The organism is Salinivibrio sp. MA607 (genome assembly GCF_001996245.1).
GTDB classification, from domain to species: domain Bacteria; phylum Pseudomonadota; class Gammaproteobacteria; order Enterobacterales; family Vibrionaceae; genus Salinivibrio; species Salinivibrio costicola.
Window position 1 is genome coordinate 1 of record NZ_MUFJ01000005.1, and the last position, 26,516, is coordinate 26,516.

At 49.1% G+C, this 26,516-nt stretch carries 31 protein-coding genes; 18 read left to right on the top strand and 13 right to left on the bottom strand.

What is annotated here, in order from left to right; translation table 11 throughout:
- A partial coding sequence (locus BZG81_RS15755) for a hypothetical protein (protein WP_206744318.1) occupies window positions 1-309 on the bottom strand: 309 nt, incomplete at its 3' end.
- A gap of 228 nt (window positions 310-537) precedes the next feature.
- On the opposite strand from BZG81_RS15755, the gene BZG81_RS03585 reads away from it, so the two are divergent.
- Window positions 538-1,047 (top strand): GNAT family N-acetyltransferase, encoded by a 510-nt coding sequence (locus tag BZG81_RS03585; RefSeq protein ID WP_077676752.1) that lies wholly within the window; start codon window positions 538-540, stop codon window positions 1,045-1,047.
- A 13-nt stretch (window positions 1,048-1,060) separates the two neighbouring features.
- On the opposite strand, the gene BZG81_RS03590 is transcribed toward BZG81_RS03585, so the two are convergent.
- The 4 genes from BZG81_RS03590 to BZG81_RS03605 all read right to left on the bottom strand — a co-directional run bounded on the left by BZG81_RS03590 (window position 1,061) and on the right by BZG81_RS03605 (window position 3,132).
- The gene (locus BZG81_RS03590) at window positions 1,061-1,888 is read right to left on the bottom strand and encodes a TauD/TfdA dioxygenase family protein (RefSeq protein WP_077676753.1); all 828 of its coding nucleotides are present in this window, start codon (window positions 1,886-1,888) and stop codon (window positions 1,061-1,063) included.
- Window positions 1,885-2,136, bottom strand: coding sequence for a hypothetical protein (locus tag BZG81_RS03595; protein ID WP_077461101.1), 252 nt, complete (start codon window positions 2,134-2,136; stop codon window positions 1,885-1,887). The genes BZG81_RS03590 and BZG81_RS03595 overlap by 4 nt, the downstream gene beginning before the upstream one ends.
- 198 nt (window positions 2,137-2,334) lie before the next feature.
- Window positions 2,335-2,571 (bottom strand): RNA recognition motif domain-containing protein, encoded by a 237-nt coding sequence (locus tag BZG81_RS03600; protein ID WP_021023687.1) that lies wholly within the window; start codon window positions 2,569-2,571, stop codon window positions 2,335-2,337.
- A 117-nt stretch (window positions 2,572-2,688) separates the two neighbouring features.
- Entirely contained in the window at window positions 2,689-3,132 is a 444-nt protein-coding gene (locus tag BZG81_RS03605; protein ID WP_077669911.1) for a MarR family winged helix-turn-helix transcriptional regulator, read from the bottom strand.
- Window positions 3,133-3,313: 181 nt separating this feature from the next.
- Here BZG81_RS03605 and BZG81_RS03610 point away from each other — a divergent pair, with 181 nt between their 5' ends.
- The 7 genes from BZG81_RS03610 (at window position 3,314) to BZG81_RS03640 (ending at window position 7,358) form a co-directional block, all read left to right on the top strand.
- Window positions 3,314-3,742: an organic hydroperoxide resistance protein gene (locus BZG81_RS03610; protein WP_021023689.1), complete on the top strand. Its 429-nt coding sequence runs from the start codon at window positions 3,314-3,316 to the stop codon at window positions 3,740-3,742.
- Between the two features lie 184 nt (window positions 3,743-3,926).
- Entirely contained in the window at window positions 3,927-4,451 is a 525-nt protein-coding gene (locus BZG81_RS03615) for a GNAT family N-acetyltransferase (RefSeq protein ID WP_108743396.1), read from the top strand.
- Between the two features lie 92 nt (window positions 4,452-4,543).
- Window positions 4,544-5,266, top strand: coding sequence for a hypothetical protein (locus tag BZG81_RS03620; RefSeq protein ID WP_131826425.1), 723 nt, complete (start codon window positions 4,544-4,546; stop codon window positions 5,264-5,266).
- Between the two features lie 14 nt (window positions 5,267-5,280).
- The gene (locus BZG81_RS03625) at window positions 5,281-5,868 is read left to right on the top strand and encodes a GNAT family N-acetyltransferase (RefSeq protein WP_077676755.1); all 588 of its coding nucleotides are present in this window, start codon (window positions 5,281-5,283) and stop codon (window positions 5,866-5,868) included.
- Between the two features lie 80 nt (window positions 5,869-5,948).
- Complete coding sequence (locus BZG81_RS03630; protein ID WP_077676756.1) at window positions 5,949-6,470, top strand: GNAT family N-acetyltransferase; 522 nt, start codon at window positions 5,949-5,951, stop codon at window positions 6,468-6,470.
- Window positions 6,463-7,035: a GNAT family N-acetyltransferase gene (locus BZG81_RS03635; protein WP_241827345.1), complete on the top strand. Its 573-nt coding sequence runs from the start codon at window positions 6,463-6,465 to the stop codon at window positions 7,033-7,035. The genes BZG81_RS03630 and BZG81_RS03635 overlap by 8 nt, the downstream gene beginning before the upstream one ends.
- 107 nt (window positions 7,036-7,142) lie before the next feature.
- Window positions 7,143-7,358, top strand: a complete 216-nt coding sequence (locus BZG81_RS03640; protein ID WP_077676757.1) for a VF530 family DNA-binding protein — start codon at window positions 7,143-7,145, stop codon at window positions 7,356-7,358.
- 68 nt (window positions 7,359-7,426) lie between these two features.
- On the opposite strand, the gene BZG81_RS03645 is transcribed toward BZG81_RS03640, so the two are convergent.
- The 3 genes from BZG81_RS03645 to BZG81_RS03655 all read right to left on the bottom strand — a co-directional run bounded on the left by BZG81_RS03645 (window position 7,427) and on the right by BZG81_RS03655 (window position 11,194).
- Complete coding sequence (locus BZG81_RS03645; protein WP_021023696.1) at window positions 7,427-8,125, bottom strand: gamma-glutamyl-gamma-aminobutyrate hydrolase family protein; 699 nt, start codon at window positions 8,123-8,125, stop codon at window positions 7,427-7,429.
- A complete protein-coding gene (locus BZG81_RS03650; RefSeq protein WP_077676758.1) occupies window positions 8,101-9,108 on the bottom strand; it encodes an amidoligase family protein in 1,008 nt (335 codons plus the stop codon). Before BZG81_RS03650 ends, BZG81_RS03645 begins: the two co-directional genes overlap by 25 nt.
- 133 nt (window positions 9,109-9,241) lie before the next feature.
- Window positions 9,242-11,194, bottom strand: coding sequence for a hypothetical protein (locus BZG81_RS03655; RefSeq protein WP_077676759.1), 1,953 nt, complete (start codon window positions 11,192-11,194; stop codon window positions 9,242-9,244).
- A 270-nt stretch (window positions 11,195-11,464) separates the two neighbouring features.
- On the opposite strand from BZG81_RS03655, the gene BZG81_RS03660 reads away from it, so the two are divergent.
- Both BZG81_RS03660 and BZG81_RS03665 read left to right on the top strand, forming a co-directional pair.
- Complete coding sequence (locus BZG81_RS03660; protein WP_077676760.1) at window positions 11,465-12,706, top strand: NAD(P)/FAD-dependent oxidoreductase; 1,242 nt, start codon at window positions 11,465-11,467, stop codon at window positions 12,704-12,706.
- Window positions 12,707-12,899: 193 nt separating this feature from the next.
- Complete coding sequence (locus tag BZG81_RS03665; protein ID WP_077676761.1) at window positions 12,900-13,592, top strand: winged helix-turn-helix transcriptional regulator; 693 nt, start codon at window positions 12,900-12,902, stop codon at window positions 13,590-13,592.
- Here BZG81_RS03665 and BZG81_RS03670 read toward each other — a convergent pair.
- Window positions 13,589-14,533, bottom strand: a complete 945-nt coding sequence (locus BZG81_RS03670) for a DMT family transporter (RefSeq protein ID WP_077676762.1) — start codon at window positions 14,531-14,533, stop codon at window positions 13,589-13,591. The genes BZG81_RS03665 and BZG81_RS03670 overlap by 4 nt on opposite strands.
- A 90-nt stretch (window positions 14,534-14,623) precedes the next feature.
- On the opposite strand from BZG81_RS03670, the gene BZG81_RS03675 reads away from it, so the two are divergent.
- Complete coding sequence (locus BZG81_RS03675) at window positions 14,624-15,514, top strand: LysR family transcriptional regulator (RefSeq protein WP_077461120.1); 891 nt, start codon at window positions 14,624-14,626, stop codon at window positions 15,512-15,514.
- A 46-nt stretch (window positions 15,515-15,560) separates the two neighbouring features.
- Here the strand turns inward: BZG81_RS03675 and BZG81_RS03680 are convergent, their stop codons facing one another.
- Window positions 15,561-18,656: an efflux RND transporter permease subunit gene (locus BZG81_RS03680; protein ID WP_077676763.1), complete on the bottom strand. Its 3,096-nt coding sequence runs from the start codon at window positions 18,654-18,656 to the stop codon at window positions 15,561-15,563.
- A gap of 10 nt (window positions 18,657-18,666) precedes the next feature.
- A complete protein-coding gene (locus tag BZG81_RS03685) occupies window positions 18,667-19,788 on the bottom strand; it encodes an efflux RND transporter periplasmic adaptor subunit (RefSeq protein WP_077669922.1) in 1,122 nt (373 codons plus the stop codon).
- Between the two features lie 205 nt (window positions 19,789-19,993).
- On the opposite strand from BZG81_RS03685, the gene BZG81_RS03690 reads away from it, so the two are divergent.
- Window positions 19,994-20,566: a nucleoside deaminase gene (locus BZG81_RS03690; RefSeq protein WP_108743465.1), complete on the top strand. Its 573-nt coding sequence runs from the start codon at window positions 19,994-19,996 to the stop codon at window positions 20,564-20,566.
- Between the two features lie 142 nt (window positions 20,567-20,708).
- Entirely contained in the window at window positions 20,709-22,343 is a 1,635-nt protein-coding gene (locus tag BZG81_RS03695) for an acyl-CoA synthetase (protein WP_077669924.1), read from the top strand.
- 89 nt (window positions 22,344-22,432) lie between these two features.
- Here BZG81_RS03695 and BZG81_RS03700 read toward each other — a convergent pair whose 3' ends face one another.
- The gene (locus tag BZG81_RS03700; RefSeq protein ID WP_077676764.1) at window positions 22,433-22,906 is read right to left on the bottom strand and encodes a peroxiredoxin; all 474 of its coding nucleotides are present in this window, start codon (window positions 22,904-22,906) and stop codon (window positions 22,433-22,435) included.
- 168 nt (window positions 22,907-23,074) lie between these two features.
- Here BZG81_RS03700 and BZG81_RS03705 point away from each other — a divergent pair, with 168 nt between their 5' ends.
- The 5 genes from BZG81_RS03705 to BZG81_RS03725 are packed head-to-tail and all read left to right on the top strand — an operon-like array spanning window position 23,075 to window position 25,151.
- The gene (locus BZG81_RS03705) at window positions 23,075-23,437 is read left to right on the top strand and encodes a DOPA 4,5-dioxygenase family protein (protein WP_077676765.1); all 363 of its coding nucleotides are present in this window, start codon (window positions 23,075-23,077) and stop codon (window positions 23,435-23,437) included.
- Window positions 23,434-23,751 carry a DUF4144 family protein gene (locus BZG81_RS03710; protein WP_077576047.1) on the top strand — a complete coding sequence of 106 codons (318 nt, stop codon included), beginning with the start codon at window positions 23,434-23,436 and terminating at the stop codon, window positions 23,749-23,751. Before BZG81_RS03705 ends, BZG81_RS03710 begins: the two co-directional genes overlap by 4 nt.
- Window positions 23,752-23,779: 28 nt before the next feature.
- Window positions 23,780-24,331, top strand: coding sequence for a lipocalin family protein (locus BZG81_RS03715; RefSeq protein ID WP_077676766.1), 552 nt, complete (start codon window positions 23,780-23,782; stop codon window positions 24,329-24,331).
- Between the two features lie 55 nt (window positions 24,332-24,386).
- Window positions 24,387-24,680: a hypothetical protein gene (locus BZG81_RS03720; protein ID WP_077676767.1), complete on the top strand. Its 294-nt coding sequence runs from the start codon at window positions 24,387-24,389 to the stop codon at window positions 24,678-24,680.
- Between the two features lie 42 nt (window positions 24,681-24,722).
- Window positions 24,723-25,151 carry a VOC family protein gene (locus BZG81_RS03725; protein WP_077669925.1) on the top strand — a complete coding sequence of 143 codons (429 nt, stop codon included), beginning with the start codon at window positions 24,723-24,725 and terminating at the stop codon, window positions 25,149-25,151.
- Window positions 25,152-25,303: 152 nt separating this feature from the next.
- Here BZG81_RS03725 and punC read toward each other — a convergent pair whose 3' ends face one another.
- Window positions 25,304-26,509 carry a purine nucleoside transporter PunC gene (gene punC / locus BZG81_RS03730; RefSeq protein ID WP_077676768.1) on the bottom strand — a complete coding sequence of 402 codons (1,206 nt, stop codon included), beginning with the start codon at window positions 26,507-26,509 and terminating at the stop codon, window positions 25,304-25,306.
- Window positions 26,510-26,516: the final 7 nt, after the last annotated feature.

Sequence of the window (26,516 nt, forward strand, 5' to 3'; positions counted from 1 at the left end):
GTTATATATACTAATATTAATACCTGTGGATACTACTGATGCTGAACCCTCAATAATAACTGAACCATTTGCACTTCTTGATGCAAATAGTTGAAATAGTGGAACACCAGATAAGACTGCTTCAAGTACATGGGCAGTATCGATTATCCTGTTCATTTCCTTGATTCCATCAAAGCTATCTATTATTGCAAAAATCACCTTTAAAGCTTGATACTGGCATACCTGTTCCCTGTGAGTCATTATCTCGGTATTTAAAAGTAAATACTTACAATAGTCGCAGAAAGCCTTATGATATTGGAGCATCATCACGTAAATATCAATTTTTGGGATACACCCATGCACCTGACTTTCTGTCCCATCAATCTTGAAACCGATTTTGCTTATTGCGTGGCTGCACGTCGGGACGCTTTTGTGTGTAGCTTTGGCTCCGATGAGGGGGGGGGAAGATTTTTATCAGTGTTGGCTGCCAGCCTAAATACTTATTCGTGCCAATATGCGATTATGGCGCGATAGGATGTTTCAGTAGGTAGATGGTTTATGACACTGATATGCCGGTCAAAAAGGCTCAATGTGCGACAGTTTATACTCGACGATGCGCCGTTTATTGTGGAGCTGCTTAATGATGCGTCGTTTATACGCTATATCGCGGATAAAAAGGTGCGCACTGAACAAGATGCGATCGAGTATCTCCGTCACGGGCCGCTTGCGAGTTATCAAGTATATGGTTTTGGGTTAAATCTGGTAGAGCGGCGGGAAGATGGTGAGCCCATCGGTATGTGCGGTGTGCTCAAGCGCGATGAGTTGGCATATCCAGATTTAGGCTACGCGTTTTTATCGCGTTACACCGGGCAAGGATACGCCACAGAAGCCGCCGAGGCGGTGCTTGAGGCAACCTTATTAGCAAGCGGACTGAACACCGTTCAAGCAGTGACCTTACCGGACAACCAACCCTCCAACCGCTTGCTCGAAAAGCTAGGGTTTCAGCTACAACGCCAAATCATGCTTTATGGGCATAGCAACAATCTGTATGAAAATACCCGCGTCTGAGCGCCATAAGATGTTACTGAGCACTGTCACCCTGAACGGTGACGCGGTGCAATCGTCTGGGCGCGTCACCATAATCGGTTACTGCGTAGTGTTGGGTGGCGCGATTATCCCAGATCGCCACCGAATGCTTTTGCCAGCGAAAACGAACGTGATATTTCGATTGGCGTGCTTGACTAAACAGTGTCGCCAGCCGTTGTTGGCTATCAGCCTCTGGCCAGTCGGCAATCGCGCGAGTAAATTGCTCGTTAATAAATAGCACTTCTTGGCCGGTTTCTGGGTGGGTTTGCACCATGGCACGGCAAATAGGCGGGTAGTCTTGAGCGCGTTTCGAAACCACACTCTGGCCGTCGGCGTCTTGATGATCGTAACGGCTACCTTCAAAGGCGTGCAGTGCGTGAATGGTGTCGAGCTCGCGTAGCTCGGTTTTGTCTTCCTCGGTTAGATCGGCCCATACTGCTGCCATGTCACACCAAATCGTATCTCCGCCATGTTCTGGCACATATTGCGCGTGTAAAACCGAGCATTTGGGCGGCACCGCTTGCCATGTCATGTCGGTGTGCCAATAGCTTTGGCTGGGTGGATTGCCGCGGCTGGTTTCAATCACGACCACTTGGTCATTGTCGGGCAGATGTGGGAAAAACGGGTGAGGTGGCTCAAGCTCGCCGAAGCGTTTTGCCAGTGCGACATGGTTGTCGGTTGATAAAGGCTGATCGCAAAAGAAAAGCACTTTATAGCGTAAAAATGCTTGGTATAGCGCCGCAAACTCAGTGTCTGACAGCTGGGATAAATCGATATTATCGACTTGCGCCCCTAACGTATTGCCTAAAGGGGTTATCTTCATTTGAACCATACCTTACCGCCAATGAATTTGTAGGCTGGTGTGCCTCGCATTAGGGTGTCACGCGCAAAGGGCTGTTGGCACTGAGGGCAGTGACACGGCGTGGTGGTGGCATCCTCAACAATCCTTTCTTTAAAGCACTTTACCAAAGCGCCTTTACCGCCTTTGCGATATTTAAATAGTGGCGCATTACAGCGTTTACAGAAAATATCGATGGTTTTAGTGGGGCCTTTTTTATTCGGTTTTGCCATTTTGATTGCTCGAGCGTCACTACATGCCGAAAGCTTGATAGTGACGAGTCGGGCGTAGGCTGTCAATCAGCTATCGTTTAATGACGCTTTACGTTATTAACGCTTGGCAACCATAAACAAAAGCCAACACGGGTGATCGTGCTGGCTATCGTTCCCGCCTCACAGCCAATGAATGTAAGTGCAAAGGGCTTTTTTTGCTTAGTTCGCGATTTTCACGCGGATTTTGCTCTTTGCAACGCTGGCCAAGTTCAGTGCGGCAATTGCAGCGTTGGCCTGGGCATCGTCAGGCATAGTCACAAAAGCAAAGCCTTTGGATTCGCCAGTCTCTTGATCCAGCACCAGATTGCAGTCGGTGACGTCGCCGTGTTCAGAAAACAGCTGACGGAGTTCTTGTTCGGTGGTGGTGCGTGCAAGGTTGCGAGCTAAAAGTTTCATTGTTGTCCGTTAATATCGAGGTAACAACACCGATTGTCTCAGTAAAGGATGCCACGACCAAGTAATAGTTTGGCTTTCTTATCGATACGTTAGCCTTGAGTGCTGCTCAGCCGACGTTTATGCGTCACTTTCTCCTAAGTCATGATTGATTTTATCCAGCAGCGCAATAAGTTGCTGGGCTTGCTGATCATCAATGCTAGGAAACTTACAACGAATCTTTTCAGGAATTTCCGCTGCTTGGTGCTGCAGCTCAATGCCTTTGCCCGTCAATGTTACCCACCGCTTTCGCTTATCGTCTTCGTCTTTCACTATGGTGAGCAAGCCTTTATCGCTCATCTTTTTCAAAATCTGCGTCATCGCGCCACCATCAATGCCGGTTTTCTCAACCAGATTTGCGATCGCGAGTCGGTCAGTTTCCCACAGCGCCATCATCACTACATATTGCGGGTAGGTGAGATCAAGCTCGGTCAACCAGGTTCGGTAGGCGCGCGAAATACCGTTGGAGGCCTTGTATAAGCGGTGACAGATTTGGCTATTGAGCTTCAATTGGGGATAGGTCATGGGTTTTCATTTTCAATGTGTCTGAGCGCTATTTTATTTTGTGCGCAAAGTATTTGCAATGCTGGGTCATGCGATCTATTGTTTTGCATGCAAAATAAATAAACCTGATGCAAGCGGCTTCATCGCACCTGCTGAGTGCGAAGCAGTGAGCCGCACGCGGACTGAAACACAGGAGAGTGAAATGAAAGAGCTACAAAGTGTTGCCTATACAGCAAAAGCCACCGCTACCGGAGGCCGCGAAGGGTCTGCAAAATCCGATGACGGACGTTTAGATGTGGCGCTTTCCACGCCTAAAGGTTTGGGCGGAAACGATGGCGAAGGCACTAACCCTGAGCAGCTTTTTGCTGCCGGCTATGCGGCGTGTTTTATTGGTGCGCTGCGTTTGGTGGCCGGTAAAGCAGGCGTGACCTTGCCCGAAGACACCCACATTAACTCAGAAGTGTCGATTGGCCCCATTGATGGCGGTTTTGGCATTGCCGTGAAGTTGGCAGTATCTGTTGGCGATCTGGATAAAGACACCGCGCATTCATTGGTCGAGCAAGCGCACCAAGTCTGCCCGTATTCCAATGCCACGCGTGGCAATATTAAGGTCGAGCTGTCAGTGATTTAACATCGCTAGCACGCTATGATAGGGAGCGCTGTCAATCAGGGCTCCCTTTTTTATGTCCGTTCTTTAAGGGAGCAGCGCGTTGTTGGGGGCTCCCTGACTAGAAGTGCTCAGCATTGACCGCTCAGACTAACCACTAAAACTAGCGCACAGCCCTATACCAATAACAAGGATGATGAGAACTGGTATGTTAGAAACCACCACTAGTCAGCTTACCGAGATAAATGTCGCTCCACTAACGAATGCAGATATAGAGGGTGTTCGCCAGGTATCGTTACCTGACCAACAAGTGAAATTTGCGGGGACCGCAGACGAATTTCTTGCTGAGGACAGTGAGACTATTCACCGCCATGTGATCAAACGAGCGGGCGAGACGGTAGGCTTTTTTAAACTCGATACCGACTATACGTCTCAGTATGACTTTTGCCCGCCAAAGACGTTAGGCCTGCGCATGTTTGTAGTGGATGCGCGTTATCAAGGGCAAGGCCTAGGCACCGGTGCGGTTAAAGCCTTGCTTGAGTATTTGCCCGTTGATTATCATGATTTCAATTGGGTGTATCTCACTGTGAACTGTCAAAACCCGGCCGCTAAAGCCTGTTACCAAAAAGGCGGCTTTACTGATACAGGCGAGCTGTACTGGGGCGGCGCGGCAGGGCCTCAGCATATTATGTATGCTGCGATTGACGCTGATAATAAGGGCAAAGCGCAATGAGAAAGGGCAGAACCACAACGTTTGGTCATATGCGACAATGGCTTAGGGCAGGCTTAGACTTGCACACGATGTGCCAACAGACAGCTCGAATCATGAGTGTGTTGTTTGTCGGGGGGCTATCAACGGGGGCCTACGCGCAAGGGTTGGATTTTCGCGTTGAAACCGGCGGGGTGACGTTTAGCAAAAATGATGTCAGCATCCCCGGAGATACCGGCACTCGCTTTGATATGACCGATTTAACCGGCCGAACCGCAACGCCTTACTTGCGTTTGTATGGCACGTATCAGTTCAATCCCCAGCACGCGGTACGCCTAACCTTTGCGCCTCTCTCTGTCGATGGTCGTGGCACGCTGTCAAAAAGCATCCAGTTTCAGGATCAGCGCTTTGCCGATGGGCAAGCGATTGACGCGGATTATCAATTCAATACCTATCGTGCGACATACCGCTGGACGTTTTACGATCAAGGCCCTTGGCAGTGGGGCGTCGGTGCCGCCGCCTTGGTGAGAGATGCTGAAATCACCCTCGCGCAAGGTGAAACAAAAGCAACGAAGTCCAACGTTGGCGTGGTGCCCTTGTTGCATGGGTATGGTCAATATCGTCTATCCGATCGCGCGGCGTTGATCTTGGATGTGGAAGGCGCGTGGTCACCCATGGGACGAGCGGTTGATGCGGCGCTGATGTTGGAGTATCACCTTGGCGATGGCTGGTATGGCGCTCTGGGGTATCGCACCCTAGAAGGTGGGGCTGACAACGATGAAGTCTATAACTTTTCTTGGCTTCACTATGGCCTAGCCAGCCTCCGGTACCGGTTTTAACTGCGAGGGAAGAAATGGAGATAGCGATCCAGCAAGGATGGCCGCTTGAGCAAGCACAACACGTCGCAGAGTTATATGAGCAGGCGTTTGGAATGAAGTTCGCACGGGCAATCCCTAATCAGGCAGCGCGCGTGGCTGTGTTGTCTCAGTGTTTTGTCCCAGACTTTTCGTTTGCCGCTATGCAAAACGGCAAGGTGGTGGGGTTAGCTGGGTTTCAAACCCAAGCCGGCGCATTGACACAGGGCATGGGCGCGAAACAGTTGATCGATAGTTTGGGGACCATCAAAGGCATTTGGGCCTGCGCGATATTGGCGCTGTTTGAGCGTAAAGCGGCACACAATGAATTGGTGATGGATGGCATTGCTGTTGATAGCGCGATACGAGGTCAGGGGATTGGTTCCCAATTACTGGATGCCATTCTCGATTATGCCCAAGCACATGGCTTTGAAAGCGTTCGATTAGATGTCATTGATAGCAACCCCAGAGCCCGCAAGCTTTATCAAGCCAAAGGCTTTGTCGCTACCAAAGAAGAGCGCTTTCCGCACCTAAAATGGTTAGTCGGCTTTTCAGGCGCCACCACCATGGTCAAGGCGCTGAACTAAAACAACAAGAGAGACAAGGATGTTTATTTCTCAATATCAATGAGATAGCCTAGTTCTATGATAGGAATAGGAACAAGCACATGGAATTAGTCGTCCCCACACTCAATCACCAAGCAGCCTTTACGCGCTTTTATGATGATTTTGCTCAGTTTGATCCCGAGAATGCCGATTACTATCGGCCGGGAAAAGATGATTTCGCCACTTACGTGACTCGGTTAACGGATGAGTCATTGGGTAAAAACCTTCGTAAAGGTTATGTGCCGTGTAGTCATTTTTGGCTGCTTGATGCTGAGCAACAAATCATTGGCGCGATTCGGATCCGCCATCACATCAATACGCCATTTCTATCTCAAGAAGCCGGACACATTGGTTACGATATTGCGCCGTCATATCGTGGACGTGGATATGGCAAGCAAATGTTAGCCTTAGCGCTGCCCAAGGCGAGCGAGCTAGGGATCACTCGCGCCCTAATTACCGCGAATGAAGACAATATGGCATCGCGCAAAGTAATTGAAGCTAATGGCGGCACGTTGGAAAACATCATTAATGGCGAAGTGTTCAATGAATCATTGGCGCGGTACTGGGTGGACATTAATGGATGATTCCCCGCGCGTGGACCAACTGGACAGTGACCGTCTGTTGCTGGTGGCGCCTAATATGGCCCATCAGCCTTTAATTTTAGAAGCCGTGTTGGAAAGCCAGCACACCCTTGCTCCTTTTATGGATTGGCTTCCGCACGCGCTGACCGAATCGAGCTCGATTGAAAACACCCAACAAGCGATTGATGACTTCGACATGTTTATTAATGAGCTACGCTACTCGATTTTTGAAAAGTCGACGGGGCAACTGGTGGGTGTGATCAGCTTAATGATCCGTAATATCGCGATTCCTTACTTTGAAATAGGCTATTGGCTGCGGAGCTCTAAAGAAGGCCTTGGCTATATGAGCGAAGCGGTGAGGACGCTAGAGCGGTATGCGTTTAATGACCTTAATGCCAAGCGTGTCGAAATCAAAACCGCCTACGAAAACACCCGCAGCCGCGCGGTAGCCGAGCGTTGTGGGTATCATCAAGAAGCGATGCTTACCAACGACCGTATCCTACCTAGCGGCACGATTTCTAGTACTGTGGTATACGCCAAAGTGGCGGAATGCAATAAGACTGAGTGAGTCAGTTAATCTCGCCTTTTTTTTCATCGTCACGTAAAGTAGCGCTTTTATTGGCTAGCGAGGCTAGTCGTGTACGTTGTGCGCCCAACCAAAACGTGAGAACGAGTATGCAAGAACAACCGAATAACCCACTTCACGGACTTAGCTTACAAACCATTTTAACGCGACTGGTAGAACACTATAGCTGGTCCGGTCTTTATCAGCGTATTCGTGTGAATTGCTTTCAGAATGACCCATCTATTAAATCATCGCTTAAATTTTTGCGCAAAACGCAGTGGGCGCGAGATAAGGTCGAAGGCTTGTATATTGATACCTTTTGCTAAGGGTAAAATCGATAACGCCGAGCGAATGTGCCTCGGCGTTTTTGTTTTTCACAAGATAACAACCATGTTTACTGAGATGCCGCTTGTCGCTGCTGGAAGCGCGTTGCGTGCTCGACTAAGCCCTTAAACAGCGCACGCTGACAGCCAAGGTAAAGCAAAAATTCTGGATGCCACTGTACGCCCAGTGTATAAGGGCGGTTGGGCGACTCTATCGCTTGTACAATACCATCTAAATCACGTGCGCTTACCGTTAAATCCTCGCCTAACGCGTTAATCGCTTGGTTGTGTAGGCTGTTTATTTTGCGTCTGCCTTGCCCCAATCGTTGCTGTATATGGCCGTTAACATCACGCAATATACACAAGGTTTTCATCGGGAATATTGTCCAGCGATGAGAAGTTTTCTTGCGCTGTTCGCGTAAGCTTTGGTGCAAGGTGCCGCCTAAACAGATGTTGAGAAGTTGCGCACCACGGCAAATGCCCAACAGCGGCTTTTGACTGGCTAAGGCGCTTTTGATTACTGCGCTCTCTAGTTCATCACGTTCGGGATCGTAGTTTGGTTTCACTTCGGGCTCAGCAGCATACAGCACAGGTTCAACATCGTGGCCGCCTGTGATCACCACACCGTGATAATCATCAGGCTTAAATATTGAACCTGGCCGCAACTGTAGGGGCTGCCCGCCATAAAGACGCACCGCGGTGGCAACGAAAAAACGCGGTAAGAAGGCACCTTTGTCGGGGCCGGTTATTGCGATAACGGGTCTACCCATAGCGTATTCACTTTCTCCGCCCAGTTATTGGTAATGCGTGATAATGGATCGTTTAAGTGAGCAAGATAAGCATCACAGCAAGCTGTCAGTCGTTTTGGATCTGCGGCAAGTTTCTCTACTTCTACCCAATCATTCCATGCCTCATGGATCCCCCATTGTGGACGACTTACTTTGCTATCCGGTAAACGATAGTGAAACGTGGGGCGCGCTTTTGTCAGGCCATCATTGAGCGCCTGATTCACTTGTTTCTCATCGAGGTGAGTGAAGAGTGGCAGCATATCTAGCGCACGATTACGCGTCGGATTATCAGCAAGGTAATCTGCAATCAAGGTGTCGCGATCGGGCCAATAATCGTGCGCGAGAACACGCGTGATATACGCTTTTGGAAACGGATCGACATAGCTTGTGAGACGACGGGATAAATCAATATCGGCACGTTTAATTAGCCAATCATACAAGCATAAAAATGCTTTCAGATGCGCATTAATGGTGTGAGCGGATAAGTCGGGCAGTTCGGGATTAAGCTGCATCCCAAATGCATAGACAGGGCTGTCCTCTGTGCCTTCTGCACCTTGTTGTCGCAGAAACTCAATCAGTCTATCGACGTCTTGAAGTCGATCAAGCGGAAGCGGTGGGCTGACTATTTCGACCGGTACGACCATTTTAGCTGCCCAAGCTAAAACTTCTTCCGCGGATTGGTCAATTTGATTGGCGAGAGTCTTCTCACTTCGATCGTTCCGTCCAAGGCGTTTTAGCTTGGCGTAATCAAGCTCTATGATCCAATCACCCGCATTGTCACCGGTTAGTTTTCGGTCGTAACGGCCGCCATGCTCAACCGTCAGGGATAAATGTTTTGCAACGAGCTGTGCAATGGTGTCTAGCTCCATACCACTCAATTCAAGTTCAACACCGACGCAGCGCGTTTTTCCCTCTGCATTGGTGGTATGAGGGGGTGTTTTTAACGGTAAAGGGGACGCATTCATCAATGGAGCCTCACTTATCGGATAAACATATGAAATACATGGGGGTCACGATGCGCTGATTAAAGGGAAAGCGCCTCGATTTGTTCGGGAATTAGCCTAAACAAATCGCAAATATAATGCTCTTTGGCTTTCATCAGCCAATACGATCTGCCGCCCAGCTTGTTAAAGCCATTCGTTTTACATCGGCAATGGCTTCATCTGGCAGTGAGCTTTTTATCCCAACTTGAATGGTGTCGTCATGATAAAGATAAAGCCGAGAGAGAAACTGCTCAAAAGGTAGCGACGCTTCGCCGTATTGTTCGCCTTTTCCTTGGGTGGAAACAACCACTTCATTCCCCCAATCTTGGCCACTGTCGTTATTCGGGTTATAAAAATAGACCCGCATTACGTTGTCTTGGTCGAATGCGACACGAATCAAAGTGACAGCGTGCCATCCAATGAATCGCCCCTGACTGCTTGTCACTGCAATTCCAACGGGTTGAGGATGAATGACAGGAATGTTGCCATTGTATAAAGGATGATAGCTACGATAAAAACGCTCGATAAAGCAATCGAAATCTTTGAGTAGGCCTGTTTTAACGTCAACCGCAATCATAAATTCGCGCCCGACATACCAGCCGTGAAATTCGGGGTTTATCCATTTGTGGGGATCTTGCTCTCGACTGACGCAGCAACGGCCCATTTCAATATAAAGCTTGTCGAGATGAGGGACGAGGACCACGGACACGGGATCGGTGTCAAACGGCAATGCTGTGCTTAGGCCTTGTAGCAACGTGTGTGAGTCCAATGTTTTACCTTCAAAGTGCATGCGTAAGCTTGTATTACAGGCGACTTGAACGATGCAGTTGAGTAGATAATCGGGATCATTATAGGCCCACATTGAGATGGCTCGAGCAGATTGGCAAGTTGGATTGTTTCCTTGTGCCACACCAAGCGGTTGACCAAGCACTGACATCACGCCTGCAAGAAGATGTACCCGCGCCGGCAGTTGATCGCCAAACGCGAGGGTTWGGCTGGCGGCAACATCCGGATGTAAATTTAAATAAATTTGCCGCCATAGACTCGGTGCGACGGGCGCGTCAAACAATACCCCACGCTCAAGCAGCATCGCCAGCCCATAGACTGCTTGTGCGGTCTGCGGATAGACAGCTTCTTGAATCAATGTGTGGACCAATTGACGATAGGTCACGAGACAATCTACCCCTGTATTACTGAGCCCTAGCGCGGTGGGGAGTATGTCACTGCCTTGGTTGTCGAGTAGCCAGCGTAAGAAGGTGGCGTGATAGTCAGACGCCAAGCCGACATCGTGCATCGCGCGTGCAAAGCCCATCGCCTCCTGTTGGAGGGAGTTGTTATCCATGGCGTTTAGTCGTTGGCAATAGGCATCGAGCCCCGGATCGTCATAGCAACCTTGAGTCGGGCCATATAGGGCGCTTACCAGACGGTCAATCCCGAGTTTTGCTTCACCAAGGTTGACTTGCTCTTGAGACACGAGAATGGATATCTGGGTGATCATCGCTTTTATCGGATTGACCTGAATAGGGCGTTGGGCGAGAACGCGCCAGACTTCATCAACTAACTCACTAAGAATGGTTTCGTAGCCTAAATGCGTGAGAAGAAACCGGTATAGTGAACTGATAGCGGGTGCCATCTCACCAAGGCGGATACGATTAGTTTCGTCGGTGATCCCCATGATGAGTGACAAATTAAGACTGAGTACTTTGGCAAGAAACTGATGAGCCTCTTGGGCTGAGAAAGTCGAAGGGGGGCTCTTACCCTCAACAATAGCTAGCATTCTTAATTGGCTGAGGCAATCTAGTAGAACGGTGGCTTTGTCCGCATGTGCGAGTGTTGCCGGCACTAAATTGGGTAATAGGTATTCTGGGTGATCCCAGTCTGTACCTTCAAAGAGACCGGCTGCATTGAGCGTATGGATACGCGTATATAGAGCGCTAATGCCGTCCTCTTGCGTCAGGACTTGCTCACAGATATCAATCACGTGAAACTGGCAGCTTGGTTTATCAATTGAACTTGCCTGATCAAGCTGCACCACAGCATGATCAAGGTTTTTTAGTAAGCTCGACATATCAATGATGTTCTTTCCTGCGCTGTATCAGTGGCGCTTGCCAGCCCATGGATAGGCATGTGTTAACTACCTTCACCTGGGTTGGTCGTCAGCCTACAACGTCCTTTTGTGCCTGATTATAGTCAAACTACTATTACACACTTCAGAGAAAATAGTAACCATAAGCCCCCTTGACCACTATCGCTACTGGCGCAAAGCTTGTAACTTAAGGGTGAAAATTCAACAGTTTTAACAACAAAACAAAAAATAACATCATTCAGGGAGTGAAGTATGACGAAGCAGGTCGTGGTGTTAGGGGCCGGAATGGTCGGTGTATCCGTGGCTTGGCATTTACTTAAACGAGGGTATGCCGTCACCTTGATCGATCGCGTGCCTCCAGGGCAAGAAACATCGTTTGGCAATGCAGGCATTATTCAACGTGAAGCCGTTCGGCCCTATGCCTTTCCGCGTGATCTCACCACTTTGCTGCGGGTGTTGCCGAACCGTGCGGTGGATATTCGCTATCGTCCTAGCAGTGTGATTCGAGCGGCTCGCGCGTTATTGCAATATTGGCATTACTCCAGTGATAAGCATTATCGAAAGCTTGTCCCTGAATACGCAGCCTTGATAATGCAATCACTCGATACGCATGATGAGATGATACGGTCTGCGGGGGCGGAAGCGTTAATTCGCAAAGCCGGTTACCTTAAACTGTTCCGTACCCAAAAAGCGCTTGATGAAGAACTGACAAAAACAGCGTCTGACAGCACGCTATTCGGTGTTGAGTTTGATGTGTTAAACCGTCAACAGCTTGCACAGCGAGAGCCGAGTTTGTCTCCGTCTATGGTGGGGGCGATTCATTGGAAGCAGCCTTGGACCGTCACCGATCCCGGCGCCCTGGTCGAAGCTTACGCCGCGGATGTAAAATGCAAAGGAGGAGCCATTAAACATGCTTCGTTAACAGGCTTAACACGGCAAGGCTCGGGATGGCTCATTCAAACCATCAAAGAAAGCCTACACGCTGACCAGGTGGTGATGGCGATGGGGCCTTGGTCATCGTATTGGTTGGATCAACTGGGAATTCAGGTGCCTTTGTTTACTAAACGCGGCTACCACATGCACTATGCATGTAATAAAAAAGTACCACTGAATCATTGGCTTATGGATGCGGAAATCGGGTACCTCTTGGCGCCGATGCGCGCTGGTGTTCGCCTGACGACAGGCGCGGAACTGACAGCAGTGGATGCGCCGGTTAATGAGAGCCAACTTAATGCCGCTGAACAGGTCGCGCGTTCGCTTTATCCGCTTGGTGAACGTCTTGATGCATCCCCTTGGAAAGGTGGGCGTCCTTGTCTACCCGATATGAAGCCCATGATCGGCCCGGCGCCAGACCAAAAGGGGTTGTGGTTGGCATGCGGTCATGGTCATCAAGGTTTTACCTTGGGCCCTGTGACCGGAAAATTGTTGGGACAAATGATAGATGAGGAGCACACGGATATTGATATGCATCCGTATCGTGTCGATCGCTTTTAGTGGTCGGCTGCTGAGTTTGTCATCATTCCCACGCTATGAGGGATCGAAAACGCTTAAGTCGACGTAAACCCGTTTGCTTTACAGGCTGATACTGTAAGACAATGAATAGCTTGGCGAATCCTTTTTTGAGTGACAATGACGATAAATAGGGCTCAGCCATTGATGTGACGTGAACGTTTAGATAGGACCACTGATGCACCAGGCGTTTTTCTCCAAAACTAAGCCCGCCATTGTCGTGCGCGGCCCAGAAGACCAGTCATTTATCGCGCTACTCGAAGCTCGGCTGCGAGATCACGGCTGCGATGTGACTGTGATTGGCCCTGATGATCCAATGCCCGATTGGGATGCTGTGCAATTGATTAGCTGGGTGCCTGAGGGAGAGGCGCAAATGACAACCTTGCGCTGGTTGAGCGAGCAGTGCCCGTTTATTGCTTTAATGGCAAGTCAAGCGGCGGCTGATCGCGTGGCCGCGCTGAATGCCGGGGCGGAAGATGTGCTATCTGCCCCTATTGATATTGATGAGTGTATGCTGCGCACCGCGATTGCGATGCATCGCCGCCATGCGATGGTGGTGATCAAAGAGTCATCAGGCCAGCTGCAAGTTGATAATCTCTGGATGCACCAAGACACACACCAAGTCAGAGTGGATGACCAGTCGGTCAAATTAACACCCATACAATTCGAACTCTTGTGGCTTCTTGCGCAGCATAAAGATACTACGTTGAGTAAGTCACTCCTTTATCGTCAGGTGCTTAAAAAAACGTTTACGCCTGATGATCGCAGCCTCGATATGCATTTAAGCCGTGTTCGGAAAAAACTCGCTGACGCTGGACTGCCGCCTGAGCGCTTGCAAACCGACCACGGCAAAGGCTATTGCTTTATTTAATGGCGTTTAAGCTGAGCGTGAGACAGCGCAAGTCGCCAGCGACCAGGATGGGGTAAGCGAGGCAACAGCAAGCCGGCAACAACAATCGCAATCCCTAATACTTGGATTTGGCTGACCGCTTGTCCCATCAAGAACGCGGTGAGTACTGCAAACACCGGTACAAAGTTAAAGAATAGGGCAGCATTGGCTGAGCCAAGGTGGCGTACACCGTTAAGCCAGAGCAAATAGCCCGCGACGGTGCCTAGCACACCGATATAAAGTAACTCTGAAACCGTGATTGGGCTGGCGGTTATCACCTCACCAAAGGGATGTACATTAGGTGTCATCGCACACATCACGCCGATGACCGTGGCGCCACTGAGCATACCCAAAAAGGTATAGGGGATGACAGGCATCCAACGACCAATCCCTTGGCTGAAAAAGGTATAGGCACTCCACGCGAACATGCCGGTGAAAATCATCTGATCGCCTTGATTAAAGTTGAGGTTGCGTAAAACATCCCACTGTCCGTCGGTGATCACCAATAATACCCCCGATAAACTGACCACCAAACTGAAAACTTGCCCTTTGCGCGGAAGTGCGCGTATTGCTACGCAGGCAATGAAAGAGGTGACTAACGGGCTGAGCGCCATAATTAATGAGCCGTTGGTGGCTTGGGTATATTCAAGCCCGGTAAACAAGCAAAGATTTAACCCTCCAATGCCTACAGCACTGACGGTAGTTGCCCATAGCCATTGTTTGCCACTGAGAGGGGGGATCTTGGCTCGGGTTGCTTTGAGATACAGACCCAGACAAATGGCCGCGATCCCAAATCGCCAAAAAACAAGCGTGAGTGCACTGACCTCATTCAAAGCATCCTTACCGATGGGAAAGGTGCTGCCCCAAAAAAACGCACATAAAATGAGTAGGGCGATGGCTTTCCAAATCGACGTTGTATTCATATCAATACCTGACTTATTAAACGATGTGCGCTAGTGTATAAGTTTCAAAATTTGAATAAACCGGCAATATCAGAACGGTAAATGCCAATAATGAAACTTAACTATTCGCTAGACGATTTACGTTACTTTTGTACTGTTGCCCAGTTAGGCAGCTTTAAAGCCGCAGCGCAACAGCTGTCGATGCCTCAATCGACCTTAAGCCGGCGAATTCGTCAACTTGAGCAGGATCTGGCCTTGCGGTTACTCAACCGTGATGCCCATCGTATCTCGCTCACGCAAACGGGTCATCGCTATTTCGAACGCGCTGCGAGTCTTTTTGATGAACTGAACGCGGTCAGTGATGAACTCTTGAGCGAAAAGCAGCATCCTAAAGGTAAGATCCGTGTTAGCGCCCCTATTAATGCCGGTAAACAGTTTTTACGCGCTGTTTTGTTTGATTTTATGCGCGCCTACCCAGAGATTCAGCTTGATCTGAGTTTTTCTAACACACTGGTTGATATTGAAGGCGAAGGGATGGATGTGGTGTTTCGGGTCGGTAATCCGGTCGTGGAAGATTGGATCGCACGGCCATTAACCGATATTCACTTTATTGTCTGCGCGAGTCCAGGTAGTGATTATGGTCAGCTTCAATCACCAAAAGAGCTGGTGGGCAAACCTGTCGTGCTGTGTCACCCAATGACCGTTTGGCAGCTAGAGCACGACACAACCGGTGACGCTTATGACTATCAAGCCACGACGGGTATTCGGGCTGAAGTTGACGAAATTCAAATGCTGACCCATGCCGTGCAGGCAGGCTTTGGGATGGGCTACATTCCTGACTACTCCGCATTACCGTTGATTGAACAAGGAGCGCTACAACGGGTGTTGCCATCATGGCGGAGCCAAGCACGAACGCTGTTTTTGTTGTATCGCGATCGGGAGCACGTGCCGCTGCGGGTGCGGTTGCTGGTGGAGTTCGTGCTCGCGCGGTTTGTTGGATAATGAAATCAGGCCACAGTGTTTTGCGCTGTGGCCTGATGTGGGAAGGTTAGGCGTCGTGGTTTGTTTCCGTTGACACCATATGTTCAGTTGGCGTCGACGTAATCGCTTTGGCTAAGAACAAGTACATCGCGGGTACCACGAACAGGGTAAACAAGGTGCCCAGTGTCATCCCACTGGCAATCACTAACCCCATGGCAAAACGCGCGCCTGCACCGGCTCCTGAGGCAATCAAGAGCGGGATCATGGCGAGAACCGTCGCGGCCGTTGTCATCAAGATAGGGCGTAAACGGATCGCTGTCGCTTCTTCAATCGCCTCGCGTTTCGTGCGCCCATCTTGCTGTAACTGATTGGCGAACTCGACGATTAAGATACCATGTTTTGCAATTAGCCCCACCAAAGTGAGCAAACCGACCTGGGTATAGATATTCAGCGTGGTAAAACCAAGGCTGATAAATATCAATGCCCCACACACACTCATGGGGACCGTGACCAAAATAATGATCGCGTTTTTAAACGACTCAAACTGCGCCGCCAAGATTAAGAAAATCACCACCAGGGCAAAGAAGAAGGTGACGACCAGTTGTTGGCCTTCGCTCATAAATTGCCGCGATTGCCCTGCATAATCGACACTGAACCCAGCTGGTAATTCGGTTGCGGCGATCTCTTGTAATACACCTAGCGCTTCGCCTAAGGGGACACCTGGACGTGGGACGCCCGAGATTTTAACCGCATTGAGTTGTTGAAAGCCTCGCAGCGCTTGTGGCTGAACGCTTTCTTCCAAGGTCACTAAGGTCGAAAGTTGGATCAGCTCACCTTCTTGGTTGCGGGTATAAAACTGACGCAGTTGATCTGGCGTAAGACGCTCACTACGCGCGACTTGTGGGATTACACGGTATGAGCGGTTATCCAGTGAAAACCGTCCAGCGTCAGCGCCGGATAACAGTGAGCCCATGTCGGCCGCGAGCTGTTGCATGCTCACACCCATCAAGGCGGCCTTTTCACGGTCGATGTTGACCGTTTGCTTTGGACGGTCGATACTTAAATCGGTATCCACAAAGATAAATCGCCCACTTTGCATCGCTTTACCAACGATATTATTAGCGACTTCATTGATGGCTTCATAAGGCTGGGTTGAGCCAATAATAAACTCGACCGGAGTCCCTCCGCCTGGAGACGGTAATGAAGGTGGCACCAATGCAAAGCTACTTAAGCCTGGCTGGCTCTCCATAAAGGGCTGAATCTCGTTTTCTAAGATGGCTTGGGTACTGCGCTCACGCTCATCCCAAGGGGCAAGCACAATACCAGCAATGGCATTATTGGTGCCGCCTGAGCCATTAATAATAAAGACATTATCAATTTCTGGCACATCATCAATGAGCCGGTTTAACTCGTCTGTGCTGGCAGATAGCGCGTCCAGTGTGGTTTGGCTATCGGCCTCCAAAATAGAGAAGACGAACCCTTGATCCTCTGCCGGTTCTAATTCAGAGGGGCTGGTGATAAACAAAAAGTAGCAGGATACCAACACAATTGCGCCAAAAGTAAGCACAACGCCGTTAGTATTTAGCAAACTATGTAGGGTACGTTTATAGCGACGGTATAAACGATCAAATTGTTTATCTAACCAATGTTCAAGAGAATTCTCTTTCGCCGCTTTATCGGCTTGATAAGGTTTGAGTACATAGGCACACATCATCGGTGAAAGTGTTAGTGCGACCACTCCCGACAAAATCACCGAGGCGGCGAGGGTAAACGCAAATTCGACAAACAAGACACCGGTTAACCCCCCGACAAAGCCAATGGGCAAGAATACCGCGACGAGCGTCGTCGACATGGTAATAATCGGCCAAGCTAGCTCACGCGCCCCCTCAATAGCGGCCTCTGTTCGACTCTTTCCTTCTTCAATATGGCGGTGGACATTCTCCAGCATGATAATCGCATCATCGACCACCACGCCAATCGCGAGAACCATTGCCAACAAGGTGAGCAGGTTGATGGAAAAGCCTAATAGAAACATCAAGAAGAAGGTGCCGATTAATGACACCGGAATGGCGACCGCCGGAATAATCACCGAGCGCAATGATCCTAAAAAGCCATAAATAACGAAGACCACAATCGCTAGGGCGAGAATAATCGATATCACCACCTCATCAATGGCATTATCAATATACTCGGTGGAATCATAAGCGATATAGGCTGATAAGCCTTGCGGTAGTTGGGGGATAATATCCGCGTCCCAAACCTCATTGACTGATTCAATAACATCAAGGGCATTGGCATCCGGGGACACTTCAATGCCGATAAAGGTGGCATCTAATCCGTTAAAGTTAACGGACGTTTGATAACTTTCTGCACCTAATTCAACCGTCGCGACATCCTCTAAACGTACTACCGATTGGCCATCGCTGCTGATCACCAGATCTTCAAATTGTCTGACGTCATGAATGTCTGTGGCAGCGTTTAAATCTATCGCGACATCTTGGCCTTTGGTGCGTCCAAGCGTTGCCAGAACATTATTATTGCGCAGTGCAGCAACGACATCCGTGCCGGTAAGATCGTATGCAGCGAGCTTGACCGAATCGAGCCAAACCCGCATCGCAAAGCTGCTAGCACCGAGTACATTGGCGCGTTGTACGCCGGGAATCGTAGAAAGTTGCGGCTCAACCACACGCACCAAGTAGTCGGTAATTTGGTTATCACTGAGTACCTCAGAGTAAAAGGCGAGATACATCGCCGCCACGGTTTCACCGACTTGCAAGGTGACCACGGGTTCACGCGCATCTTCAGGCAGCTCAGACCGTACCTTGTTGACCTGTGCGGCAATTTGCGTGAGTGCTTCATTAGGGTCGTAATCAAGACGCAAATAGGCCTCGATAGTGCTGACGCCTGCCGTCGACGTCGAAACCAAGTAATCAATCCCTTCTGATGCGGCAATTTCACGCTCCAGCGGTGTGGTAATAAATCCTTGAATCAAATCGGCATCTGCACCGATATAGGTGGTCGACACGCTGATAACCGCATTCTTAATTTCCGGGAACTGGCGCACATTCATGTCGGTGATGGCGCGTAAACCTAGCAAGATAATGAACAGGCTAACGACGGACGCTAATACGGGTTTCCTGATAAATACGTCGGTAAATCGCATCGAATAGCTCCTATTGATTCACAACGTTGGGATCAAGATCTTCGCTGGGCTGAACACGCGGATTATCACTGATCTTCACGTTACTGCCGTTGCGCAGCTTGAGCAGTCCGGAAGTCACGATGCGATCGCCGCTTTCCAGGCCATCCTCTATCACAATCATGTCACCGCGGCGTGCGCCGGTTTGAACAAAACGCTGTTGCACCGTCAGTGCATCATCTTGTTCTTGGATCACGAAAACGGCGTTGCCATAGGGGTTAAATTGAATCGCGGTTTGTGGCGCGAGTAAAACATTTTGCGTTTCTTCACCTTGATCAAGACTCACGCGTGCAAACATGCCCGAGCGTAAAATGGCGTCTGGATTGTCAAAGGTGGCCTGAATGTCGACACTGCGGCTCGATTGGGTAACGACAGGAGAAATAGCGGTGACTGTGCCAGTAAACGTTTGTTCAGGTCGCGCCGTAATAGTCGCTGAGACTGTTTGGCCATCTTGCAGGGTACTAAGCTGTTGCTCGGGCAGGGTAAAATTAAGATGAATCGGATTCACTGAGGTCAGGGTTGCGACCACTGAACCTGGAGCAATTAATTGACCAAGACTGACTTTACGGATGCCAATAATGCCATCGAAAGGGGCGGTTAGCGACTTTTGTGCAATGCGCGCTTGTTGGCTATCAACTGCTGCATTTGCTTGTTTAGCCTCACTTTCTTTACGTTTGAGTTCCGACTCTGATACGTTTTTGTCTCTGTAAAGGCGTTGGTAACGTCGCATCTCTAATTGTGCTAGTTCAGCCACAGATTCGAGTCGGCGCAACTCTGCTTGATCAACACTGGCATCGAGTGTCAGCAGCCGTTGCCCTTTTTTTACTGGGGTCGCATTATCAAAGAAAATATCATCGACAATGCCGTTTGCTTCGGTGGTCAACTGGGTTTCATTAATCGCGGCAAAACTACCAATGGTAGTTTGTTGTTCACGCCATGGGTGCGTCGACACTGTGGTGGCTGTGACAGTCGCCGTCGGGGCAGGCATATTGTCAAAAAATTGATTCATAAAATGATCACCTACCATTTTGTAGGCAAAAATCCCACCAAATACGAGCGCACACGCGACTAACATCAGAATTAAACGCTTTGTCATAAAAAGTCCCTGAAAAAAATCCATCACCGACCGTGGTCAGCGCATAAAACGCAAACGCAAAAAGGTAGGCTTACCTTACAACGGTACGTCGAATTGACTAATACAAACCATATCACTGTTTGGTTCATTGGTTGGGAGTAAATTGATGATTTTGTGGAGCTGTTCAGGCTAGAGTCATAAACCTAAACGAATGAGGAGAAAGCGGATGCTACTCAACGCAAATAGCAACGTGGATGAAGCGACATTGCGTGCGATTGCCCATATGCCGACGCTTAGTCTACCTGTACTGATGGACGCTCATTTTTGCACTAAGTTAACAGATACTGATTTTATGAGGATCGCGGTACGCCTTGCAGAAAAAAGTGCACAAGAAGGCGGCTGTCCCATTGGCGCGGTGATTATTGATAATCACACGCGCCAAATTGTGGGTAAGGGATACAACACGCTGGTGCAAGAAAACCATCCTTATAATCACGGCGAAACAGCTGCAATGCGTGACGCTGGGAGAATCGATTTTAGCCAAACGACCTTATTCACCAGTTTAAGCCCTTGCGATGTTTGCGCCACATTAATCTTTATGCGTGGTTTCGCGCGAGTGGTGGTCGGCGATGTGACCAGTGCGAGCGGTAACGAGACGATGCTGCAAGAGAAAGGCGTGACGATCGATGTGCTAGAAGATCCGCTGGGCATTGCGCTGTATCAGCAATTTAGAACCGAGCACCCCGAACAAGAGTTAGAAGATTGGCAAGGTGTGAGTGCGGTGAACGCAAAGAAATAAGAATTTTGATAAGAGTAGCCTACGAGGATTGGCTGGGCCTTTTTGTGTTGTCGCCGCCATATCGACTTAAGTTGAATAGCGCATGCTCGATGACATGCTAACGTGATCTAGTTATCTAGACACAGTCAGCAAGGAGTGCGTTATGTCATCTAATAATATCTACGATCTTGGCTTGGACAAAAGTCCAGCCAATTATCAAACACTGAGCCCGCTTTCTTTCCTTGAGCGGGCCGCCAGCGTCTATCCAGATTATCCGGCCAGCGTTCATGGCCATTTATGTTGGAGTTGGCAGCAAGTCGATCAGCGTTGTCGTCAATTTGCGTCGGCATTGACTCAAGCCGGCATTGGGCTGGGTGATACGGTATCGGTGATGGCCCCCAATCTTCCCGAAGTCTTTGAGTTGCATTTTAGTGTGCCGATGACAGGCGCCGTACTCAATACCATTAATACTCGGTTAGAAGCGGAAACCGTCGCCTTTATCCTTGAACACGCGGAAAGCAAAGTGTTTATCGTCGACAAGGAAATGACGGAAGTGGCTAAGCGGGCGTTGAAGATGATTAAACACCGTCCGTTAGTGATTGCGATTGATGATCCCTTGTATCCGCATGGCGAATGCATCAGTGAAACTACCTACGAGACGTTTTTAGCAAAAGGGGATGGTGATTATCAGTACGCATTGCCAGACGATGAATGGCAAGCCATTTCTCTTAATTATACATCGGGCACCACGGGCAATCCCAAAGGGGTGGTGTATCATCACCGTGGCGCCCATCTGAATGCCGTGAGTAATGTGCTGTCTTGGAACATGGATTCCCATCCAGTGTATCTTTGGACGCTACCCATGTTCCACTGTAATGGTTGGTGTTTCCCATGGACGGTGGCCGCAACGGCGGGGGTGAGTGTCAGCCTACGGCATGTGCGGGCCGAGCCTATCTTTGATGCGATAAAAACCCATAAAGTCACCCATTTCTGCGGTGCGCCCATTGTCCTTAATATGATCAACAGTGCTGATCCGGCGTTAAAATCTGGCATTAAGCATACCATCAAGGTCATGACCGCAGGTGCCGCGCCACCGGCCTCTGTGATTGAGGGCATGGAAGCGATGGGCATTGCTGTGACCCATGTTTATGGGCTCACCGAAACCTACGGTCCTTGCGTGGTGTGTGATTGGCAGCATCATTGGGATCACCTCTCCCAACAAGAAAAAGCGCGGATGAAAGCGCGCCAAGGCGTACGCGCGCCGATGCAAGGGGATCTGATGGTCGCTGATCCGGTGACGTTTAAACCGGTTGCAAAAGATGGTGGCACACTCGGCGAGATTTTTGTCCGCGGTAACATCGTAATGAAAGGCTACTTAAAGAACCCCAGCGCGACGGAAGATGCCATGAGTAACGGCTGGTTTAGAACGGGCGATTTAGCGGTGTGGCATGCCGATAATTACATTGAAATCAAAGATAGACTGAAAGATATCATTATTAGTGGTGGAGAGAATATTTCCAGCATTGAAATTGAAGATGTCTTGTATCGTCACCCCGAGATTGATGAAGTCGCGGTGATAGCGATGCCCGATGAAAAATGGGGTGAGGTTCCCTGTGCGTTTGTCAAAACGACCGAAGCATCAGCCGTGACCGAAGCAGACATTATTGCTTTCTGTCGTGACCAAATGGCGCACTTTAAAGCGCCTAAAAAAGTGATCTTTACAACACTCCCAAAAACGTCGACAGGGAAAGTGCAAAAATATGTACTGCGTCGTAACGTGAGTGAAAAGTCAGTGTAATAAAAAAGCGGTGGCGTCATCCCGTCACCGCTTATTAAATCACGTTCAGGCCGTCAGTTGGGCGAGTTATCGCCTAACATCTGGCAAACCTATAGCTGCTTGAGTACGGCCTCAGCACTGGAAACGTCAAAGCTTTTCGGCGGCTCAACATTAAGCTGGGTGACGGTGCCATTTTCAATGATCATGGCATAGCGCTGTGAGCGAATACCGCCAAACTTACCTGAATCCATTTCTAGTCCTAGCGCCTTGGTAAAGCTTGCATCACCGTCGGCCAGCATATGAATCTGATTGGCATTTTGTGCCTCGCCCCAAGCCTGCATCACAAAGGCATCGTTAACGGATACGCAGGCAATCATATCCACACCTTTTTCTTTCATTTTATCGGCATTGACGACAAAACCCGGTAAATGGGATTCCGAACACGTCGGGGTAAACGCACCGGGTACCGCGAAAAGGACCACTTTTTTGTCGGCAAACAGAGCAGGAATGTCATGGGTTTGCATGCCATCAGCGGTGAGTTCGCTGAGCGTAGCGCTGGGTAGAGGTTGTCCTTGCTGAATCATGATGACTCCTTTAATCGTTGTATTATATTTCAATCACAGCATAACACGCGTAAACGTTAGCAAACACATCAGTGCCTATTCGAATTACCTTACAGACTGAGCCTGTTTATCACCGGATGCTTGGAGTAAACTATTCTCAATTCCATTGTATTCAATCAAATGATGCTTATGTCTTCTAATCACTCTTTTGCCAATGTTCACCAGGCTTACCACGCCCATGTCTACTACGAAGCCGACACCGAAGCGCAGGCGGATGTTATCTATCAATCGGCCGCTGCATCGTCACTGCCCATCGACCTTGGCCGTTTTCATCGCAAATGCGTCGGTCCACACCCAAAGTGGAGTTTTCAGATCGCCTTTGACAACGCCGCGTTCGATGAGGTGATGGCATGGCTTGAAGCGCATCGGGGCGATTTAACCGTCTTTTTGCATGGCGTGACGGGCGATGATTACATTGATCATACCGATCATGTGGGTTGGTTAGGGAAGTCAGTGGCACTCAACCTTGATATATTTAAGCCCAAGTCATGACCACGTATATCAACTATCCTGCGCTACTGATTTGGCAAGGGGATGACGAACTATCATACGCGCCAGACTCGGCGTCGCTCGGTCGACTGAGTGAAAACCTGATCACGGAAGACGATCGGTTGGTTGATAGCCAAGGCGTTTGCTGGTTGAGTCAAGACGGTGGTCAGCATTGGCAGCCAAGCGGGCAGACCATGCCGCTTGTTCAGCTCGTGACACATATCCAAGCGCATTATGCGCAGCTGGGTCAATGCTGTGTGGGAAAAATGCAATTTAAAGATAGGGCCGCCGCCATGGCTAGTTTGGCGGTGCACTAGATTCGTGCCATCCGGCAAGGAGTGATTGATGAGATTAAGATTAGGGTTCGTGTTTCTGTTATCGACGATGTTAACCGGCTGCCTTGGTATGCCTAAAGATGTGACGCCGGTAACCAATTTTGACCTCAACCGTTATTTGGGAACATGGCACGAAGTGGCAAGACTTGATCACTCGTTTGAGCGCGGCTTATCCGATGTGACGGCAACTTACTCGTTGCGTGAAGACGGTGGCGTCAAAGTAATCAACCGAGGCTTTAGCCGCGAAGAGGGCAAATGGCAAGAAGCAGAGGGTAAAGCGTACTTCGTTGAAAATGATAAGACGGCGTATCTGAAGGTTTCGTTCTTTGGGCCTTTCTATGGTTCTTATGTAGTGTTTGAGTTAGATGATGACTACCAGTATGCCTTTATTTCAGGTCCTGATCATGACTATCTTTGGCTGCTCTCTCGCACGCCGACCGTACCTGAGTCTGTCAAAGAACGTTTTATCTCTGAAGCCAAACAGCGAGGCTTTGCCACGGAAGAACTGATTTTTGTTGACCACGCCCGTACTGATCCTAAGCAGCCAGTTTCGAGTGATTAAACTGGATAATCTGATGGCGACAAACAATCTTCTGAAGACTAAAAAGAGATTAATAATGCGAAAAACCGATAAAAAATACGACAATGCTATCCGCGAAGCACTGACTGAGGTGTGTGAGCAGACCATGAAACAGGTCGATGGTTTTGAATGGCTAACGCATGAAGTGAATTATCAACGTTTTCCGCAAAGTGTGATGATCCGTTTGATGTTTACGGATCGGCAAAAGATCGCAGATTTTAAAAACAGTCATGAATACAATGTGGCGTTGGTGGCGATCCAATCACGCTTATCAGCGGCAGGGATCTTACTGAAAAATATAGCAAACCATGTGCAACTTAACACCGCGTAGTTACCCAAAGATGTAAGCTAGAATCAACACCACGGAGGAAGTATGGAAGCAAGGATTAGCATCATTACATTGGGAGTTGCCGATTTATCACGTTCGTATGAATTTTATCGCCAACTAGGGTTTCCGACCCATAATCACCCCGAAGAAGGGATAGTGTTTTTTAGTACAGCGGGAACGCGTTTAGCGTTATATGCAATCGACGCTTTAGCCGATGACATAAAGTCCGGAATGCCTGTTAGTGACGCTGGTTTCAGTGGGATCACGCTTGCGCATAACACGCGTTCAAAAGAAGAGGTCGATGAGGTGCTTGCGCTGGCTAAAGAATGCGGCGGTCGAATTGTCAAACCTGCTCAAGATGTTTTTTGGGGCGGCTATAGTGGTTACTTTGCTGACCCTGACAACTATTTGTGGGAAGTTGCCTATGGAGAGGCTTGGCAGTTTGATGACAATGGTAGCTTAGTGTTGGACTAAACATACTCTTAGTGTTGGACAAAACATACATTGTGATGCAAACGTTTGAACGAACACTGGCTCAGTTGATTGCAGCATCTGTGTGAGCGAAACTCAAAAAGAAAAAGGCGCTTTATGGCGCCTTTTTACGTTGTGAGAAGCGAGCGAGTCATTTATGCCGTTGCTAGCGTCTGCGCTTGACGGTTGGCATGCCAGACTAAACCAAAGCCGATAATCACCACCGCGCAGGTTGATAGCATCACGGTCGTGACCGCGAACAATCCTGAGGCGGCAAACGCAGAGACCAAGGCGCTCGCGACAAAGCAGATAATCATCTGTAAGAAGTTGAGCAGGCCCGCCGCTGTCGCGCTACATGATTTAAAATCTTCTAAGGCTCGGTTTACCACGAGTGGATAAATGGCACCATTGGCCGCTGCCAAAAAGCAGAATGGCCCCAAGATTGCCCAAATATTAGTGACATCAGTGCGCCAGCTAATTAAAAAGATCACCACCACACTGGCGACAAACAGTTTCAGTAACCAAGGAAGGATGCTGTGATCTTTGAGTTTATTCAGTGCATAACGACAGGCATATCCGCCGACAACAAACGCGATTGTTTGTGGAATATAGCTCAGGCCAATATCGGATTCTGTGTAGCCCATCGCTGACATGATAAACGGCGATCCAGTCAAATAGGCAAAGAAAGCGGCCGAGCAACCAGCAAAGATAAGCATATTTCCGATGAACTTTTTTGATTTAAAAACTTGCTGATAATCAGTCTTCAGTTTATCAATAATTTTAGTATCTTGTGCTGGCTTAGTTAAGCTTTCTTTCTCTCGTAGAGTCAGTGCAATAAAAACGACCCCTAGGGCAACTAAAACCACAAAAATACTGCGCCAATCAAAATGCTGAAGTAAATAGGCGCCCAGTAGAGGCGCTAATGCCGGCGATAGCGCAACGAGCGGCATAATGGTCGCGAACATTTTTTGCCCCAACTTGCCTTCGTAGCGATCAATCACCACCGCTTGCCAAATCACAATCGCGCTGCACGCGCCCAACGCTTGAACAAGGCGCGCACCGAGTAACAGATAAATATTATCTGCAAACAGACATACCACGGTCGCAACGCTATAGAGACTTAAGCCAATTAACAGTGCAGGTTTACGGCCAATGCGGTCGGAAAGGGGGCCATAAACGAGTTGACCACAGGCCATACCAAGCAAAAAGATACTCAAGGTTAAACCGATATTCGCCGACGATGTCGCAAAATCGATTTGCATGGCCTCAAAAGCGGGCAAATACATGTCGGTGGCTAAGAAACCCAGCATACTGAGCCCTGCAAGCCAAAACAGCGTGATAAATGGCACTTGTTTGTTCATTTTTTAT